Annotated in this window: 15 protein-coding genes; 8 read left to right on the forward strand and 7 right to left on the reverse strand. The window is 60.7% G+C overall.

The genetic code is table 11. The features are described from left to right. Positions 1 to 6 precede the first annotated feature (6 nt). Entirely contained in the window at positions 7 to 768 is a 762-nt protein-coding gene (locus ACZ5IL_RS06765; protein ID WP_464595929.1) for a hypothetical protein, read from the reverse strand. 338 nt (positions 769 to 1,106) lie between these two features. On the opposite strand from ACZ5IL_RS06765, the gene ACZ5IL_RS06770 reads away from it, so the two are divergent. Continuing rightward, on the forward strand, positions 1,107 to 2,237 hold the full coding sequence (locus ACZ5IL_RS06770) for a L,D-transpeptidase (RefSeq protein WP_464595930.1): 1,131 nt from the start codon (positions 1,107 to 1,109) through the stop codon (positions 2,235 to 2,237). A 195-nt stretch (positions 2,238 to 2,432) separates the two neighbouring features. On the opposite strand, the gene ACZ5IL_RS06775 is transcribed toward ACZ5IL_RS06770, so the two are convergent. Together ACZ5IL_RS06775 and ACZ5IL_RS06780 are read right to left on the reverse strand one after the other, a co-directional pair. Then, positions 2,433 to 2,684 carry a hypothetical protein gene (locus tag ACZ5IL_RS06775; RefSeq protein WP_464595931.1) on the reverse strand — a complete coding sequence of 84 codons (252 nt, stop codon included), beginning with the start codon at positions 2,682 to 2,684 and terminating at the stop codon, positions 2,433 to 2,435. After that, positions 2,677 to 2,877: a hypothetical protein gene (locus tag ACZ5IL_RS06780; protein WP_464595932.1), complete on the reverse strand. Its 201-nt coding sequence runs from the start codon at positions 2,875 to 2,877 to the stop codon at positions 2,677 to 2,679. The genes ACZ5IL_RS06775 and ACZ5IL_RS06780 overlap by 8 nt, the downstream gene beginning before the upstream one ends. A 407-nt stretch (positions 2,878 to 3,284) precedes the next feature. Here ACZ5IL_RS06780 and ettA point away from each other — a divergent pair, with 407 nt between their 5' ends. Beyond that, the gene (gene ettA, locus ACZ5IL_RS06785; protein ID WP_464595933.1) at positions 3,285 to 4,937 is read left to right on the forward strand and encodes an energy-dependent translational throttle protein EttA; all 1,653 of its coding nucleotides are present in this window, start codon (positions 3,285 to 3,287) and stop codon (positions 4,935 to 4,937) included. Between the two features lie 33 nt (positions 4,938 to 4,970). Here ettA and ACZ5IL_RS06790 read toward each other — a convergent pair whose 3' ends face one another. Next, complete coding sequence (locus tag ACZ5IL_RS06790; RefSeq protein WP_464595934.1) at positions 4,971 to 5,462, reverse strand: GNAT family N-acetyltransferase; 492 nt, start codon at positions 5,460 to 5,462, stop codon at positions 4,971 to 4,973. Positions 5,463 to 5,691: 229 nt separating this feature from the next. Between ACZ5IL_RS06790 and ACZ5IL_RS06795 the strand changes: the two genes are divergently transcribed. The 4 genes from ACZ5IL_RS06795 (at position 5,692) to ACZ5IL_RS06810 (ending at position 10,479) form a co-directional block, all read left to right on the forward strand. After that, entirely contained in the window at positions 5,692 to 7,698 is a 2,007-nt protein-coding gene (locus tag ACZ5IL_RS06795; protein ID WP_464595935.1) for an AI-2E family transporter, read from the forward strand. A 43-nt stretch (positions 7,699 to 7,741) separates the two neighbouring features. Further along, a complete protein-coding gene (gene tam, locus ACZ5IL_RS06800) occupies positions 7,742 to 8,512 on the forward strand; it encodes a trans-aconitate 2-methyltransferase (protein ID WP_464595936.1) in 771 nt (256 codons plus the stop codon). 118 nt (positions 8,513 to 8,630) lie between these two features. After that, positions 8,631 to 9,218, forward strand: coding sequence for a TIGR00645 family protein (locus ACZ5IL_RS06805; RefSeq protein ID WP_464595937.1), 588 nt, complete (start codon positions 8,631 to 8,633; stop codon positions 9,216 to 9,218). A 1-nt stretch (position 9,219) separates the two neighbouring features. Beyond that, positions 9,220 to 10,479 (forward strand): lytic murein transglycosylase, encoded by a 1,260-nt coding sequence (locus tag ACZ5IL_RS06810; protein ID WP_464595938.1) that lies wholly within the window; start codon positions 9,220 to 9,222, stop codon positions 10,477 to 10,479. Positions 10,480 to 10,551: 72 nt separating this feature from the next. On the opposite strand, the gene ACZ5IL_RS06815 is transcribed toward ACZ5IL_RS06810, so the two are convergent. Both ACZ5IL_RS06815 and ACZ5IL_RS06820 read right to left on the reverse strand, forming a co-directional pair. Next, complete coding sequence (locus ACZ5IL_RS06815; protein WP_079447518.1) at positions 10,552 to 10,854, reverse strand: hypothetical protein; 303 nt, start codon at positions 10,852 to 10,854, stop codon at positions 10,552 to 10,554. Between the two features lie 200 nt (positions 10,855 to 11,054). Beyond that, positions 11,055 to 11,366, reverse strand: coding sequence for a hypothetical protein (locus ACZ5IL_RS06820; protein ID WP_464595939.1), 312 nt, complete (start codon positions 11,364 to 11,366; stop codon positions 11,055 to 11,057). 289 nt (positions 11,367 to 11,655) lie between these two features. Here ACZ5IL_RS06820 and ACZ5IL_RS06825 point away from each other — a divergent pair, with 289 nt between their 5' ends. Further along, positions 11,656 to 11,913, forward strand: a complete 258-nt coding sequence (locus ACZ5IL_RS06825; protein ID WP_464595941.1) for a (2Fe-2S)-binding protein — start codon at positions 11,656 to 11,658, stop codon at positions 11,911 to 11,913. A gap of 147 nt (positions 11,914 to 12,060) precedes the next feature. After that, the gene (gene bfr, locus ACZ5IL_RS06830) at positions 12,061 to 12,543 is read left to right on the forward strand and encodes a bacterioferritin (protein ID WP_079447515.1); all 483 of its coding nucleotides are present in this window, start codon (positions 12,061 to 12,063) and stop codon (positions 12,541 to 12,543) included. 169 nt (positions 12,544 to 12,712) lie between these two features. Here the strand turns inward: bfr and ACZ5IL_RS06835 are convergent, their stop codons facing one another. Further along, complete coding sequence (locus tag ACZ5IL_RS06835) at positions 12,713 to 14,806, reverse strand: S9 family peptidase (protein ID WP_464596857.1); 2,094 nt, start codon at positions 14,804 to 14,806, stop codon at positions 12,713 to 12,715. Between the last annotated feature and the right edge of the window lie 128 nt (positions 14,807 to 14,934).

Here is a 14,934-nt window from a genome sequence, read left to right on the forward strand (position 1 = left end):
ACAGACTCACTCCAATTCGAACGGCGACCCCGAAAGCACGGGCTGCGATGAACGATCTGACTGCCGGATCACACTGCGATGGTGATGTTTCTTAGCAGCACGCCGTGGTTTCGTGGACGATCGTTTGGTGGTGGGCGTCGCCGGATCGGCGACCTGCGTTTTCTGTACAGGACGGCTTGCCGGCAGGGGTGGCTTGGAATGCTCTCCGAACGGCGATGTCATCGTTTCCGTGACACCGGATGTTTTTCCGTCAGTTGAGGATGCGTCGCTTTTCGCGACCGCGGGTTTGACGGCCTCGCCTGCCTCGCCTGCCGTCTCGCTGCCTCGCGCTGGCTCCGATAGTTCTGGCGCGGCCGTATTGGCGGGAGGCGTCGTGTCCGCTATCGCTGGGACGGGCTCCGATTGTGGCGGAGAAGCTGTCGGCTCGTCAGTGTCGGCCGAAGCAGAAGGTGCGTCCGCGGCAGGAGGCGCATCGGCCGCGGTTTCCGGCTGCGCATCCAATATAGGCGTCACCGTGTGCTGTGCTTCGGCCTGGTTTGATTCCGGTGTGGCAGCTTCGGCGGCGGGTGGTGTATCGACCTGCAGCACCGCTAACGTGGGCTGGTCGGCCTCTTTCGATCCAAACGTAACTTCGGGTATCGGCTTGAGAGGCAGACTTGCGAACTCTTCGTGGGTTGCTCGCAGCAAAGCTGCGGCCCCCAGGCCGAAGATCAGCATTGAGATCGCCAGCGTGACCGCAACGAATAGGGAACGAAAGCCGGGTAGCATGAGTGTGGTTGCGCCTTCCCCGCGCGTCTACGACGGTGATCGGGCCATCAGAACGCGATTGAACACACGCCTGATCGACAGGGTGCACCGGCAGATCCGCCGAATCAGGGCCTATCGAGAATACCGCAAGGGACGCGGTCGTGCGCTCCAAAAATCCACCACAACAATCGTCCGTCGAAAGTTTGCAGGAAATGGTGATGCCTAGAGGACACGGTTCGCCACGATCTGGAATTATGACCGAATCGGGGAGGCTTTTGTCTGAATCGTCTTGAATGCGCCGCTATCCTGCGCGATGTGCCGTTAACGATCCGGTGTCTTGTTGGATTTATACAAGGGCGATGATGATCAAACGCATTCTTACTGTTTTTGCGGCGATCGTAGCTGGCGCAGCGGGAACCTCGTTAGCCTCGGCGCAAGGATACCCACCCGCGCCAAGCCCGATCTATTCCACGCCGCCCTCCGCTTATCCGGACGAAGACGACCGTCAAAGAGGAGCCGATGTGGTTCCCAATTTCGATCCGGTTGACGACCAATCGGCGCAGCGCGACAATTCCGCAGCGTTGACACCGCCCGGTCCGGTGATGTCGCCGGATGATCCGCGTTACGGCCGCGCCAGTTCTACGCCGGTCTATTCGAATCGCGACCTTCCGCCAGGCCCGGTGATGTCGCCCGAGGATCCTCGTTACGGGCAGCCCGGCCCCCCACAGTATCAAACTCCGACGCGTGCGCCGGAAACGGTCGCTTCGACCGGCGGAGCGACTGACGGCCTCACGCCGCCGGCTCCGGTAGGTGCGGATGGTAGGCCGGCCCCAATGTCGGCGCTGCCGCCGGACGAGCAGCCGGAGGCTGATCAGGGCGGTGAGAAACAGCTGGCGCCGAGATTGCGTCGCACGGAAGTCACGTTCGCCACCAAAGAGCCGGCGGGCACCATCGTGGTCGATACGTCAAATACGCACCTGTATTATATTCTCGGTAATAATCGCGCGATCCGCTATGGCGTGCGCGTTGGCCGCGACGGCTTCACCTGGGCCGGCGTGCAGAAGATCAGCCGCAAGGCTGAGTGGCCGGACTGGCATCCGCCGACCGAAATGATCGAACGTCAGCCTTATCTGCCGCGCTTCATGGCAGGCGGTCCGGGCAATCCGTTGGGCGCGCGCGCCATGTATCTCGGTTCGACAGTATTTCGTATCCACGGCACCAATCAGCCTTCGACGATCGGCAAGTTCGTCTCGTCAGGTTGCATCGGGATGCTCAACGAGGATGTGTCGGATCTGTTCGATCGTGTGAAGGTCGGCACGCGCGTTGTCGTGCTGCCCGGCGGTCCACCGCACACCGATACGACGGCCTCCACTCAGCCGGCTCCGGGATCGGGCGCGGCGCCGGCTCCTCAGCCGCCGCAGACAGCGAGCTTGCCCGGAACCCAGCCAACCTCGGTGCCGCCGCTGCCGGCGCCGGTTACGATCCGATAGGCGCAGCGCTTAAGCCGCGCGCCTGCGTAACGGTTTTCCTGCGCGGCTCTCTTAGAGCCTTCCGCTTCTGACAGAGTCAGAAGCGTGGCTTTATGATTTTGATCTGACGTGTTTTCTTCACGCGAACCGGTATCCATCCTCGGGTCAAGCCCGAGGACGTGCTTCGCTCGAAAACACTTTTTAATCCACCTTAACTCACCGCAGCGCGCGTACCCGTGCGCCCTTGAGCCACGCGGCGATATTCCCGACCATCTCGATGTAATAATGCCCGTAGTTCGGCGTGATCTCGCAGCCGGGATGAGGCGTTCTTAAGTGCCTATCGCGCCTGCGGAGCGGATGATTGAGGTGCAGGGCTTTCTGCGAGAAGGTATTCGGTCGGGGATCGGCGATCGACGCGGTCGTGTGCGATGTTGCGTGATGCCAACTGCGGATGCGCGGCCTACTCATTGGGCGCTCGCTCGCCGTGCTTGGCACGCCACGCGGGTCCGGGTCCGCGCATGTAATGCAGTTCGGGCCGGTAGGAGCTGAACGCGATCGCGGTGAATTCGCGCCATAACGCGCGAATGCCGTGAAGCCCTCCGCGCGGATGATCCTGTCTTTCGGTCCGGTTGGACGCTGACGCCGATACGCTGGTCGCCATGGTGTTACTGCCTTGTTGGGTCGCAAGCTTCCTGTTGGGAGGCCCACGATGGCGCTGGTCTCGCTATCCTTCACGGATTTAATTAAAAGGCGGTTCGAATGAGACGAAACGGAATATTCCTTCCGTCAACCTTTCTGCGTGGTTAAGGCAAGGTTGCCCTTTCCCCACCGCGCGGCTACATCAGCGGCAGTAAACTTTCCAGAAAACGGCGCCTCCTGAATCCCGAAGTTCAGCCCCTGCGGCCTATCAGCGACGTGGATTCAAAAGAGGCGCACAACCTTCGGTCGGCGCGTGGTCTGGTTCAGAGGTTCTCCTGACGATTTCGCCGCAAGGCGGGAGAGAGCGTCTGAACACCGCCGCGACGCTTTCAGGAATCACCTTTAGGAATCACGCTTTCAGGGATCACGATGGCGCGCCAGTTCATCTACTTCATGCAGGGCTTGTCCAAAACTTATCCGCCGAACCGGAAGGTGCTGGATAACATCCACCTGTCGTTCTATCCGGACGCCAAGATCGGTGTGCTCGGCGTCAACGGCTCGGGTAAATCGACGCTGCTGAAGATCATGGCGGGGCTCGACAAGGACTACACGGGCGAGGCCTGGGTCGCCGAAGGTGCCCGCGTCGGTTATCTCGAGCAGGAGCCGCAGCTCGATCCAGCCAAGACGGTGCGCGAAAACGTCATGGAGGGCGTCGCCAAGCAGAAGGCGATCCTCGATCGCTATAACGAACTGGCGATGAACTACTCCGACGAAACCGCCGACGAGATGACCAGGCTGCAGGATGAGATTGAGGCTGCGGGGTTGTGGGATCTCGACAGCAAGGTCGATCAGGCGATGGACGCACTGCGTTGCCCTCCCGATGATGCCGACGTGACGAAACTCTCCGGCGGCGAGCGCCGCCGCGTCGCGCTATGCAAGCTGCTGCTCGACCAGCCGGACCTCTTGCTGCTGGACGAACCGACCAACCATCTCGATGCTGAGTCGGTGTCGTGGCTCGAAAGCCATTTGCGCAATTATCCGGGTGCGATCCTGATCGTCACCCACGACCGCTACTTCCTCGACAACGTGACGGGATGGATCCTCGAACTCGATCGCGGCAAGGGTATTCCCTACGAGGGTAACTATTCGGCTTGGTTGAAGCAGAAGCAGAAGCGCCTCGAACAGGAAGGCCGCGAAGACGCCGCGCATCAGAAAACGCTAGCGCGCGAGCAGGAATGGATCGCCGCCTCGCCCAAGGCGAGGCAGGCGAAATCCAAGGCGCGCTACCAGCGCTACGAGGATCTGCTCAAGCAGGCCAGCGAGAAGCAGAGCCAGACGGCGCAGATCACCATTCCCGTCGCCGAGCGTCTCGGCCAGAACGTGGTCGATTTCGAGGGCCTGAGCAAAGGGTTTGGCGACCGCGAACTGATCGACGATCTGACCTTCAAGCTGCCGCCCGGAGGCATTGTCGGCGTGATCGGCGCCAACGGCGCCGGCAAAACCACGCTGTTCCGGATGATCACCAAGCAGGAGACGCCGGACAAGGGCACCATCACCATTGGCGAGAGCGTGCATCTTGGTTATGTCGACCAGTCGCGCGACAGCCTCGACGCCAAGAAGAATGTCTGGGAGGAGATCTCCGGAGGTAACGAGCTGATCCTGCTCGGCAGGCGCGAGGTGAACTCGCGCGGCTACTGCTCGTCATTCAATTTCAAGGGCGCGGATCAGCAGAAGAAGGTAGGCAGTTTGTCGGGCGGCGAGCGTAACCGCGTGCATCTGGCCAAGATGCTGAAGTCCGGCGCCAACGTGCTTCTGCTCGACGAGCCGACCAACGATCTCGACGTCGATACGCTGCGCGCGCTGGAAGAGGCGCTCGAGGATTTTGCCGGCTGCGCCGTCATCATCAGCCACGACCGCTGGTTTCTCGATCGCATCGCCACGCATATCCTGGCCTTCGAAGGCGACAGCCACGTCGAATGGTTCGAGGGCAACTTCCAGGACTACGAGAAGGACAAGATGCGCCGGCTCGGGCAGGACAGCATCATCCCGCACCGGGTGAAATATAAGAAGCTGACGCGGTGAGAAGAGTGGTAACGCATTGGCTGCCTGGACCCCTTAGCTCACTCCGACAAGCTTCTTGCGATGGATGGCGTTGAAAGGGACATAGCCTTGCGAGCTGAAGAATTTCTGCGCGTCGATATTGGCTGTCCAAGTGTCCAAAGCAATTTCGTCGATGCCTTCTGAAATAGCACGCTGTTCAATATGGCGCATCAGAATCGTGGCTACGCCACGACGACGAGCTTCTGGCATGACCGAGATGTGATGCACATAGATGCGAGGTTGAGGGACCGTAAAAGGCGTTTCTGACCGCTCCTGCATTTCAAACCAGACATAGCCGACGGGCGCCCCCCGGTCGGTCTCGACAATCGCTATCGAGCTCTTTGGGTCAGCCATTCGCTCGGCAAAGAAAGCTCTCGCCGCAGGGGGATCAGCTAATCTTTTGAAAGCGTCTGGATATAGCGCAGCATGTAGACTCTGAACCACCTCATTGAGCCGGATGAGCGTGTTGATATCAGCATGAGTAGCATCTCGGACGTCCAATGACATAAAGGCACCTCCGTTCAGGCGAAGCTGTGTGACCGTCTGCTTTCCACCTGCAGCCTCAACCCCCAGACATCGCCGACTCTCCGGGTTTTTAGAGGAGGGCGATGCGCCAGCGGCGTAAGTGGGTAGGAACGGACGCCGACGTTCAATGGAACCAAACCGGCCCCGCGATCATTGATGATCGCGGATATTTGGGGTCGTGGCGGCTGTGAGTTTGGATCTGGATGCAAGAGTGACGCCACGGATAGCCGGAGGTTTCGGCGACGGGGCGATGGCAGCGGCGGTCATCGCCGCCCTTGTTATCTGCGGACTGTATGTCGGCCGTGAGATTTTCGTCCCCATCGCGCTGGCGGTGCTCTTGAGCTTCGTGCTTGCCCCGCTGGTGGAAATTCTCGAGCGATGGCATTTCCCGCGTGCCGCCAGCGTTCCCCTGGTGGTCGTGATCGCCTTTGTCGCGATCTTCGCGCTCGGTAGCCTGATCGCGAACGAAGTCAGGCATCTGGCCGAGGGTTTGCCCCGATACCAGCAGACCATGCAGCAGAAAATCCAGTCGCTGCGAGCATTGACGTCAACAGTGGCGCTCGATCGTGCCGCGGATATTCTTCAGACTCTCGGCAAGGAAATCAACGTACCGCAGACGCCGTCGCCGTCGCCTCTGTCCGAAACGCCCGGCGAGGCCAAGCCCATCCCGGTCGAGGTGCGTTCTCCGCCGCCATCCGCTCTAGAGAGCATCCTGGCGCTTATCAGTCCCCTGCTGCATCCATTGGCGACGGTAGGCGTGGTGATCGTGTTCGTGGTCTTCATCCTGTTTCAGCGGGAGGATCTGCGTAACCGCGTCATCAAGCTCGCGGGCTCGAACGATTTGCAGTCCGCGACCGCGGCGATCGATGACGCGGCCGGTCGCCTCAGTCGTTTCTTTCTGATGCAGGTTGCGCTCAACACCAGCTTCGGCGTGTTGGTGGGCATAGGCCTTCTCGTGATCGGCGTTCCCAGCGCGATTCTCTGGGGGATCCTGGCTGCGATCATGCGGTTCGTACCCTATGTCGGCGTCTTCATCGCGGCGTTCTTTCCGCTGACGCTGTCTGTGGCGGTCGATCCGGGCTGGTCGATGTTGCTATGGGCCGGCGCGATCATTTTCCTGACGGAGCTTGTGATCGGTCAGGTGTTTGAGCCTTTGCTCGTCGGGCACAGCAGCGGATTGTCCCCGGTGGCCGTTGTTGCCTCGGCGACATTCTGGACTGCGCTGTGGGGGCCGATCGGTCTTGTCCTTGCGACGCCCTTGACGGTCTGCCTGGTCGTGCTGGGCCGCCATGTCGAGCATCTCAGGTTTCTCGATATCCTTCTCGGCGATCGTCCGGCGTTGTCTCCGCCGGAACTGTTCTATCAGCGGATGCTGGCCAACGATCCGGCGGAGGCCGCGGACACGGCCGAAGAGTTCTTGAAAGAGGGCTCGCTCGCCGAATACTACGAAACCGTCGCGCTGAAGGGATTGATGCTGGCGCAGGCCGACCTCAGGCGCGATCGTCTGTCGCCGGACCGTCTGGCTGAAATCAGGGACAGCGTCGCCGAGGTCATCGACGGACTGGCTTCGGAATTCGATGACGCGATGGCGAGCCGCCACCCGAAGAACGGAGCCCCCACTGATGCAGCGGACGTGGCGGCGGGTGCGCCGATGCCGGAGCTGCCGTTCATCATCCGCGAAGGACTGCCCTCGGAGTGGCAGGCCGCACATCCCGTGCTCTGCGTCGCGCAGCGCAGCGATCTCGACGAAGCGGCTGCGATGCTTCTGGCTGAGATATTGTCGAAACACGGTCTTGGGGCGCGAGCCGCAAGGAAAGAGGAGACGTCGCCGAGCGGGATTTTCCAGCTTGACGCCTCGGGCGTGATGCTCGTGTGCATCTCGACGCTCGATGACGGCGGCGCGGCGCAAACGCGTCATCTGCTGCGCAAGCTTCGCCGCAAGATGCCGCGGGCGCGCATCCTCGTTTGTTGCTGGGGATGCAGCAACAGCGGAATGACGAAAGACCACCTCAAGGCCGACGCGGTCGCAGACAATCTGGGGGAAGCCGCCGCTTATTGTCTGTCGCTGGTCGACCAAACGGCCGCATACGATATTATACACAAAGATGCTGCAGGCTCGCGGGAGCCTGGACCGCAGATCCCGCCAAAGCAGACCGACGGGAGTGCCGATCGCCGGGGCTCTCCGCTACGCACATCTTCCCTCCGTGATCGGCGTTGATCGCCGATCTTGGTTGATGTCGAAAGGAGGACGTGTAGACGCGATGGATGATTGGAGCGCCCAGCAATATCTGAAATTCGAGGACGAGCGAACGCGGCCGTCCCGCGATCTGTTGGCTCAGGTTCCCCTTAGCGCGCCGCGCAAGGCCGTCGATATCGGCTGCGGTCCCGGTAATTCTACCGAATTGCTGGTCGAGCGCTGGCCGCAGACCGAGATCATCGGGATCGATACATCCGCCGACATGCTGCGGCAGGCGCGCAACCGGCTGCCAGGACACACATTTATAGAAGCCAACGTCGCGCATTGGGTCCCGCCGGCGAACACCGACCTGCTGTTTGCCAATGCGATCTTCCAGTGGGTGCCGGATCATCTGTCTCAGTTGCAGCGACTGTTGAGCGTACTTCCGGCAGGCGCCGTGTTAGCTCTGCAAATGCCCGACAATCTCGATGAGCCCAGTCATGTGATGATGCGCGAGGTGGCTCATTCGGGACCGTGGCGAGAAAGACTTGCGGACGCCGCGCGGGCGAAAGACCTGCTGGCGCGGCCCGGAGCTTACTACGATGCATTGCAGCCGTTGTGCGAACGCATCGAGATCTGGCACACGATTTATAATCATATCCTTGAAGACACCACGGCAATCGTCGAATGGGTCAAGGGTACGGGATTACGGCCGTTCCTCGGTCCGCTGGAGCCGATGGAAAGGAAGGAGTTCCTGCGTGAATATTCCGCGCGGATCGCTGCCGCTTATCCGCTGCAGGCGGACGGCAAGGTGCTGCTGCGGTTCCCGCGCATTTTCGTGGTCGCGATCAAATAGGTCGTGGTTTTGAGCAAGTCAGGCCGGAGCGCTCGCGTTGCATTTTGTCGCGGCCAGACGTCTCGATTCCATCATAGGGAATCGAATAAAACGCTCTCCCGTCACGACGAGACCCATAATGTCCCCGATGCCTGAATCTCCGGCCCCGAAGGCTGCTTTCACTGCCCTTCGCCCGCTGCCGATGTTGATCTTTTCCTCGCGCTGGCTTCAGCTTCCGCTTTATATTGGCCTGATCATTGCCCAAGGGGTTTATGTCGTCCTGTTTCTGAAGGAACTGTGGCATCTCATCGGGCACTCTTTCGATTTTTCCGAACAGCAGATCATGCTGGTTGTGCTTGGCCTCATTGATGTGGTGATGATCTCGAATCTTCTGGTGATGGTCATTGTCGGCGGCTACGAGACCTTCGTGTCGCGGCTCAATCTCAAAGGCCATCCCGACGAGCCGGAGTGGCTGGGCCATGTCAACGCCAGCGTTCTCAAGATCAAGCTCGCGATGGCGATCATCGGCATCTCGTCGATCCATCTCCTGCGGACCTTCATCGCGGCCGGAAACCTTGGGACCGAGCGCGCCATGAGTTATACGCAAACCGGCGTGATGTGGCAGACGATCATCCATGTCGTGTTCATCTTTTCGGCAATCGGCGTTGCGCTCGCGGATCGTATCGCGAGTGAGGCGAATGTATCGAACGGCGAGGCGAGGCATTAGCATGGCGGCGACCGTCCTGGACATCCTGAGACGGTCGCAATTCGCGATCGTGTTCCTGTTGTCGTTCACGTTCGGAGCCGTCGTGTCGCCGGTGCACGCGGCGGACGACGGCTTCACGCGTTTCCTCGCCGCGGTCTGGCCGGAGGCGCAGCAGGCAGGCGTTTCGCGCGCGACGTTCGATTCCGTCACAGCCGGACTCGAGCCCGACTATAAGCTGCCCGACCTCATTCTGCCCGGTCGGCCCGCGACTGGTGCGCCGTCGCAGGCGGAATTCGTTCAGGTGCCGGCGGATTATCTCAAGGAGAGCAGCATCGCGCGGCTGGCGGCTGAAGGGCAGCGGCTGACGAGGAAAAACGAATCGACATTGGCCGCGATCGAAAAGCGTTTCGGCGTACCCGCCACCATCATCCTTGCGATCTGGGGTCGGGAAACCGATTACGGTCGCTACACCCTGCCTTATGATGCGATGCGCGTGCTGGCGACCCAGGCTTATGTCGGCCGCCGCAAGGACCAGTATCGTAACGAATTCATCGAAGGACTGCTGTTGCTGCAGCGCGGTGCTGTCTCGCGCAAGAATTTCCGCGCGTCGTGGGGCGGGGCCACCGGGCTGACCCAGTTCCTGCCGTCCGAGCTTGCAAAGCATGGCGTCGATTTTGATGGCGACGGCCGCATCGACATCTGGTCCTCGGTGCCCGATGCGCTGGCCTCGGCCGCGCAGCAACTTGTCAACAAGGGCTGGCAGCCGGGACTGCGCTGGGCCTACGAGGTACGCGCACCGGAGAACGCCGATTGCACGGAAGGCGTGCCCGAGGTGAGGAAGCCGATCGATAAATGGCTGCGCGAGGGGTTCTTACCAGTGCGCGGACAAAAGCTGACAGCAGTTGAGCGGGAACAGTCGGCGTCGTTACTGCAACCCGAGGGCAGTCATGGCCCGTCGTTCCTGACCACGGCGAACTACTTCGTCATCAAGGAATACAATTTCTCCGATCTCTATGTCCTGTTCGTCGGCCATCTCGCCGACCGCATGACCAGTCCGTTGCCTTTTGCGACACCGTGGTCGGCCTCGACGCAGCTGCGCAGCCGCGACGTCGAGGCAATGCAGCGCCATTTGACGCGGCTCGGTTTGTACAAGGACAAGATCGACGGCAAGGCCGGGATGCTGACGCGAGCGGCGCTCGGCGCCTATCAGAAGTCCGCTGGCCTCAGGGTGGACTGCTGGCCCAGTGACGGGGTGCTGCGCGCAATGAATGCGGCGCGCTGAAATCATCGCGTCACCAACGGAAACCCGGCCACGCCGCCGGGTTTCTCAGATCGGATTATCCGAACAATCGGATCAGTCGCACACCTGGACGCGACGGAAACGCCAGCCATATCCGTCCCAGAACCTCTCCCGCACCATTTGGCATGGCGGCCCGTCCACATAGGCCGGTGGAGGCGCGGCGTAGACTGGAGCCGGTGCGGCGTAGGCCGGGGGGCTGTTCGCGATTGCGCCGCCGATGATGGCACCGGCCGCCAGACCGCCGAGAACGCCGGCTGCCACCGCTCCCCCGTCGCGAGCCTCTGCCTGCGGAGCCGTCGCTACTGAACCGGCCGCAACCGTCACAGCCGCGAGAATGGCAAAAACTGTTTTCTTCATCTTTCGAATCTCTCCTGAGGGGTCGCGCCGCGGTCGGCGCAGGGTTCAAGGTTACTCGCAATGCCGTCGTTCAAGCTGGCTGTTTCACCCGGTCAACCTTCGCAGGTCGGTCGCTGGAAAAAGCGGCTTTTTCAGGTTATCGCGCGCGGCATTCCGGGGAAACACCGACAATATGAACCGGAGCCGTTTATCAGACGGGATCAGCCGCACACCCGGACATTCCGGAGCCGCCAACCGAAGCCATCCCAAAAACGCTGCCTCTGCCAATAGCAGCCCGGGGTTGCGACATATCCCGGACCGTAATAGCCGTAGCCGGGTCCATAGTATCCCGGGCCGCCATAATAACCGGGGCCATAATATCCCGGACCGGCCAGCGCTCCGCCGACGGTCGCGCCGCCGATCAGTCCGCCGGCGACCCCTGCCGCGATGCCGCCGCCGGCCTCGGCTGCTTGAGGTGCGGCCACCGCTGTGACCATGGCAACTGTCGCCAATGCCATTAATGTTCGTTTCATGGCCTCACCTTTCTCATCAATCGATACCGCAGTGCGTTGTCGAGCGATGATTCCCACACCCGGTTTGAACGATCAATGAACGAAGTAACTGAATCCTGCCACGATGCGGACCCAAATGTGACGATTAAAATGATGAATATCAAGATGTTATGGCAATTCCGGAGCTGCCGCTCGCGGCGGCTTTTCGGGCAACTTGGAATAGTTTGAAATAGCGGGTTTTCCCTTTGCGTTTCGCGAGGCGGTCCAACAATATCGGCCCGTTCGCGTGCGGCAATTGGGTTCCGTTTTCATGATTGTGTGTTCCTGTAACGTGCTAACCGATGACGACGTCCGCTCTGCCGTGACGGGAACAGACGACCTGCGGCGTTCGCCGAAGCAGGTTTACGGATGTCTCGGATGCAGCGCGGAATGCGGACGGTGTGCCCGGACGATCAGGACCATCATCAAGGAAGCGCTCGGCGCCTGCGCCCGGCGATGTTGCGACGGGTGTCCCCACTCTGCGATGGAAGCGGAAGTCGAACAAAGTCACACCGAAATCACTCTTTGACCTTCTGGATAGCGGCATTTGGATAGCAGCCCAGCATTTTTGGGGGGTTGTCGCGCGGCCGAATCTCATTTAGAAGTATTCTAAATTAGGCGAAAGCGGGCGATAGTCGGCCGCCGGCTTTAAAGCACAGACAACAGGAGCTGCTTCATGAAGGGCGACCCGAAGGTTATCGACTACCTGAACAAAGCGCTCCGCCACGAACTAACGGCGGTCAACCAGTATTGGTTGCATTACCGGCTGCTGGATAACTGGGGCATCAAGGATCTCGCGAAAAAATGGCGCGCGGAGTCCATTGAGGAAATGGAGCATGCCGACAAGTTGATCGACCGCATCATCTTCCTCGACGGCTTCCCGAACATGCAGGTGCTTGATCCCCTGCACATCGGCCAGAACGTCGGCGAGGTGATGGATTGCGATCTCAAGGCGGAGTATTCGGCCCGTGCTCTCTATGAAGAGGCGGCGACGCATTGCCACGCGGTGAAGGACTACGTCACCCGCGACATCTTCGAGAAGCTGATGAAGGACGAGGAAAGCCATATCGACTTCCTCGAAACCCAGATCGATCTCATCAAGAAGATCGGCGTCGAGCTCTATTCGCAGAAGCACATCGGCGAAATGGATCACGACTGATCCTCATTCGGTTCTCCATCGCAAAAGTCGGCGTCGTTGTGCGCCGGCTTTTTGCGTTTCTATGGATGCGCAAGAGCTTTTCCGCTTGAGGGATCTTGAAGCGGACCTTTACGATTCTGATCGAGGCGTTCCTCACGCGAAGAGGCCCCTAGATAATAGCTCTCGCTAGCTAGCCAGCCGGATCGTGCTTCACCGCCCACAGAGCGAAGGCGTAGGCGAGGGCGATCTCGTCGAGCCGGTTAAAGCGGCCGGACGCGCCGCCGTGTCCCGCGCCCATGTTAGTTCGCAACAGAACAGGCCCACCTGACGTCATGGTGGCGCGCAACCTTGCGATCCATTTCGCCGGCTCCCAATAGGTGACGCGCGGATCGGTCAACCCGCCCATAGCGAGAATCGTCGGATAGTCTTTCGCCGCGACATTCTCGTAAGGCGAGTAGGACAGGATGGCGCGGAAATCCTTCTCGCTCAGGATGGGGTTGCCCCATTCCGGCCATTCCGGCGGGGTCAGCGGCAGTGTGTCGTCGAGCATGGTGTTGAGCACGTCGACGAACGGCACCTCCGCGACGAGGCCGGCGAACAACTCGCCTGCGCGGTTGGCGACCGCACCCATCAGCATGCCCCCGGCGCTGCCGCCGTGGCCGACGATGTTTTTGGCTGACGTATAGTTCGCCGCGATCACCGCGCGAGCACAGGCGGCGAAATCGTCGAAGCTGTTGGTTTTCTTCTCGCGCTTGCCATCGAGATACCAGCCCCAGCCTTTGTCCGCGCCGCCGCGGATGTGCGCGATGGCATAGACGAAACCGCGATCGACCAGCGACAGCCGGTTGGCCGAGAACGAAGCGGGCATGGCGTGACCGTAGGAGCCGTAGCCGTAGAGCAGCAGCGGCGCGCGGCCATCTTGCGCGAAATCCTTGCGATGCAGGATCGAGACCGGCACGTCGGCGCCGTCGTTCGCCTTGGCCATGATGCGGGTGGTGACATAGTCCGCAGGATCATGCCCTGACGGAATCTCCTGGCGCTTGCGTAAGGTTCGCGAGCGGTTCGCCATGTCGTAATCGAACACCTCGGAAGGCGTCGTCATCGACGAATAGCTGAAGCGCAAGGTTGTGGTGTCGAACTCGTAGCCGCCATGGGTATCGAGCGAATAGGCGGCCTCGTCGAAGGCGATTGCGTGCTCATTTCCTGTCGCGAGATCGCGGACGACGATCGACGGCAACGCATTGGCGCGCTCAAGCCGCACCATGTGGCCGGAATAAAGTTCGAGATCGAGTACATAGGTTCCGGGACAATACGGGATCAGGTCGCGCCAGTTCGCGCGGTCCGGCTCTGAGAGCGGCGCGGTCATGATCTTGAAGTCAATCGCGCCGTCGGCGTTTGTGAGGATGAACAGTTCGTCGTTGCGATCGGCGACGGAATACTGCACGCCGACCTCGCGCACTGCGATCACGCGCGGTACGGCCTGGGGCGCGGCGAGATCGATCAACCGCTGTTCGGACGTTTCATGATCGCCGCCGGCGATCACGCAGAAGCGGCCGCTCGCGCTCTCATGAATATGCGTGAACCAGCCGATGTCCTGTTCTTCGTAAATCAGCACGTCATCGGATTGCGGTGTCCCGAGCCGGTGGCGGTAGACCTGCATCGGACGATGGTTGTCGTCGAGCTTGACGTAATAGAACGCGCGTGAGTCCGCGCTCCACACCACGCCGCCGTCGGTTTCCTCGATGACATCGGCGAGATCGGCGCCGCTGTCCCAGTCGCGGATACGGATCGTAAAATATTCCGAGCCGCGATCGTCGGCGCTCCACGCTTCCAGGCGATGATCCGGAGAATGACGGGCTTCGCCAAGCTGAAAAAACTCTTTGTTTTCTGCAAGCGCATCGCCATCGATAAGAAAACGGGCGTCGCCGCCGTGGCGCGGCTGCCGGCCGATCATCCGGTGCTGGCCACCCTCCCGGTATTTCGTGAAATAGGCAAATGGCCCGTCGGGGGAGGGGACAGTGGAATCGTCCTCCTTGATGCGGCCGCGCATTTCGGCGACGAGCTGCTTTTGCAACGGCTCGGTCTGCGCCAGCACGGCGTTCGAATAGGTATTCTCAGCCTCAAGGTGGGCGCGGATCTCCGGCACCAGCAACGAAGGTTCGCGAAGCACCTGCTGCCAGTTCGCATCTTTCAGCCAGGCGTAGTCATCCGTCAGGGCGATGCCGTGGTGCGTATAGCTATGTGAGCGGCGGTCGGCTTTCGGAGGTGTCGGTGTTGATGTCATGAAAAAAGACGCCTGGTCGAAGCGCAGGCTGAGCGTGCGCGAGAACTGAACGTTATATTTTCGTTCATAGGAGGGCGCGCGCGCAACGGCAAGCCGGTGTGTCTCGAAAGTCCGATTTGATGCGGCGT

This window comes from Nitrobacter sp. CN101 (assembly GCF_055390255.1).